This is a genomic window from Bradyrhizobium altum (genome assembly GCF_020889705.1).
Taxonomy (GTDB): Bacteria; Pseudomonadota; Alphaproteobacteria; order Rhizobiales; family Xanthobacteraceae; genus Bradyrhizobium; species Bradyrhizobium altum.
In genome coordinates, this window is the sequence record NZ_JACMYP010000479.1 from 1 (window position 1) to 3046 (window position 3046).

Sequence of the window (3046 nt, forward strand, 5' to 3'; positions counted from 1 at the left end):
ACCGCATGTGTCACGGCCGGCTCCGCGGCCCCATCCTGCGCCACGGCCGCAGCATCCCGCTGCGAGGCCAGCGCCACACAGGCACGCGTGATCCAGCCTATCGGCGTGCCCGCAACGGCACGCCGATTTCGTATGAGAACCCATCGCGTGCAGAACCGCACGCGATGCAAATCGTCAGTCACGGGATTTCAGGCGCGCAAGGCGTACCGTCAGGCCAGCTCGTCGGCTGCGTCCGCGATCGCGGCATAAATCTCAACGAGATCGGCCTCCGTCACGCAGTAGGGCGGCATCACGTAGATCGTGTTGCCGAGCGGGCGCAGCAGCAGGTTTCGACGCGCGAAGAAGGCCTGAAGCTTTGGGCCGATGCCTGCGAGATAGCCGGCATCGCTTGCCTTCAGGTCAAGCGCGGTGATGGTGCCGGTGCGGCGGACGTTCTCGAAACGTGCGTCGGCGCGAAATCGTGCGATCAGGCGCTCCTGCATCGCGGCGAGCGAGGCTGTGCGCTCGCCCGCGCCGCGTTGCCAGAGTTCGAGGTTTGCCCTTGCGGCGGCGCAAGCGACCGGGTTCGCCGTATAGGAACTGGAATGGAAGAAGGTTCGCGAACGATCGCTGGAATAATGCGCGTCGTAGATGTCGGCGCGGCAGAGCGTCACTGCGAGCGGCAGCGATCCCCCGGTAAGGCCCTTCGAATAGCAGGCGATGTCCGGCGTGACGTCGGCCTGCTCGCACGCGAACAATGTGCCGGTGCGACCCCAACCGGTCATCACCTCATCGGCAATGAACAGCACATCGGAGGCCTCGCAGATCCGCTTCATTTCCTTCAGCACCCAGGGCGAATACATCAGCATCCCGCCGGCGCCCAGGATCAGTGGCTCGACGATGAACGCGGCCGCGGTTTCCGTCGTGCACGCGGCTTCGAGCGCATCGAGCGTCGCCTGCTCGTGGCCGGCGGCCGGAAACGGGATCGATTCGACATCGAACAGCAGCGGCTCGTAGGCCTTGTTGAAGACGCCGCGCGCGCCGACCGACATCGTCCCCACGGTGTCGCCGTGGTAGGAATGCTGCATCACGATGATCCGCGTGCGCGGCACGCCGATATTGTGCCAGTAGCCGAGCGCCATCTTCAGCGCCACTTCAACGCTGGTCGATCCAGAGTCGGAGAAGAACACATACTCCAGGCCACGCGGCGCCAGCTTCAGGAGCTGCGCGGCAACCTCCTCCGCCGGATCGTGGGTATGGCCGGCGAAGATGATCTGGTTGAGCTGTTCCGCCTGGTTCTGGATCGCGCGCACGATATGCGGATGGCAATGGCCATGGGTCACGACCCACCAGGATGCGATCGCATCGATGATGCGGCGGTCATCCGCGGTGTAGAGATAGGCACCCTCCCCGCGCACGATCCTTGTCATCTGATCGTGCAGCGCGTGCTGGGTGAAGGGGTGCCAGATCGGCGATTTCCGAGCTGATATCATGGGTTGAAATGGTCGCGGCGGAACGAGGCGTTGAAAGCCGCTTGCAACGTGGCTGCCGCGAGCGGAGACAGCCAGGGCAACCGACCCAGCCGACGCACTTGCCCGATCTCGCAGATGGCGCGCTCACTCTCGGGATTGCTCTCGCCGATGAAGGCGATCCCGAGAATATCGATCCGGCGCTTGCGCAGCGCCTCGACCGACAACAACGAGTGATTGATGGTGCCGAGCGCGGTGCGGGCGCAGAGCACGACAGGAAGCCGCCATCGCTCGAACATGTCGATAAAGAGCGTGTCGTCATTCAGCGGCACCATCAGCCCGCCGGCGCCCTCGATCACCAGCGGCCGGTCGAAGGCATCGGGCACGTCGAGCGCAGCAGGATCGATACACACGCCGTCGATCGCGGCGGACTGATGCGGCGAAGCCGGCGTTCGAAGCCGGTAACGCTCCGGCACGATGCGATCGGCCGCAAGACCTGCAAGCCGCGCCACCAGTTGTGCATCGGTCTCTTCCTCAAGGCCGGACTGAACCGGCTTCCAGTAGCTCGCGCCGAGGAAGCCAGTGAGGCCCGCGGAGAAGATCGTCTTTCCGATCCCGGTATCGGTGCCGGTCACCACGATCCGGCTGATCATCGCGACCAGCCTTTCGTCTCCTCGACGAGCGCATCGAGCAGCGCGCGCACATCGCCCTCGTCGACATTAAGCGTCAGCGCGATGCGCAACCGCGCGGTGCCTGTCGGCACGGTCGGCGGGCGGATGCCTCTGACGTCGAAGCCGCGCGCCTGCAGCACTGAGGCAAGCTGCATCGCACGTGCATTGTCGCCGACGATATAGGGCACGATCTGGGAGCTCGACGGACTGTGCCGGCCGCGCAGATCGAGCTCGCGATGCGTGAACGCAACCAGCTTTGCGAGGCGCTGCTGGCGCTCAGGCTCCTCTCGCAGGATCAGCAGCGCTTCACGCACGGCGACGGCCACAAGCGGTGACGGCGCGGTGGCGAAGATGAACGGGCGGCAGCGATTGACCATGAAGTCGCGCAGCACGGTCGAGGCCGTGACCAATGCGCCGGCGCCGCCGAGCGCCTTGCCGCAGGTATGCACGATCACAAGATTCTCGCGCCCTTCATAGGGCGCCGTCAGCCCCCGCCCCTGTTCGCCGTAGACGCCGGTGCCGTGCGCCTCGTCCACCATCAGGAACGCGTCGTGTCGTTCGGCGATGGCGACGAGGTCGTCGAGCGGCGCGACATCGCCGTCCATGCTGTAGACGCTTTCGACCACGATCCAGACCCGGCCCGTTCCGCCCTCGGCACGCCAGCCGCGAATGGTGTCCTCGACCGACCCGGGATCGTTGTGCGCGCTGAACCGGAACGTGGCCCGGCCGGCCCGCGCGCCTTCGTGGATGCTGGCGTGCACCAGCGAATCGAGCACGAGCAGATCGCCGCGCTGCGGCAGCGTCGTCAGCACGGCAAAGTTGGCGACATAGCCGCCGCCGAAGAACAGCGCGGTCTCGGCGCGGAAGAACGCGGCGGCCTCGGCCTCCAGCCTTTCGTGCTCCTCGCAATTGCCGCGCAACAGCCGC

General features: G+C 65.9%; 3 protein-coding genes. All 3 read right to left on the reverse strand.

Annotated features, from left to right (window positions below; translation table 11 throughout):
• Positions 1–209 precede the first annotated feature (209 nt).
• On the reverse strand, positions 210–1472 hold the full coding sequence (locus H8B02_RS46500) for an adenosylmethionine--8-amino-7-oxononanoate transaminase (protein ID WP_229172406.1): 1263 nt from the start codon (positions 1470–1472) through the stop codon (positions 210–212).
• The gene (gene bioD, locus H8B02_RS46505; RefSeq protein WP_229172407.1) at positions 1469–2101 is read right to left on the reverse strand and encodes a dethiobiotin synthase; all 633 of its coding nucleotides are present in this window, start codon (positions 2099–2101) and stop codon (positions 1469–1471) included. The genes H8B02_RS46500 and bioD overlap by 4 nt, the downstream gene beginning before the upstream one ends.
• On the reverse strand, positions 2098–3046 hold a 949-nt coding region (locus H8B02_RS46510; RefSeq protein WP_229172408.1), incomplete at its 5' end, for an 8-amino-7-oxononanoate synthase. The genes H8B02_RS46510 and bioD, both read right to left, overlap by 4 nt.

Bases quoted from the DNA above. Each gene is read 5' to 3' on its own strand.
- bioD (WP_229172407.1), bottom strand. From the start codon at position 2,101: ATGATCAGCCGGATCGTGGTGACCGGCACCGATACCGGGATCGGAAAG.
- H8B02_RS46500 (WP_229172406.1), bottom strand. From the start codon at position 1,472: ATGATATCAGCTCGGAAATCGCCGATCTGGCACCCCTTCACCCAGCAC.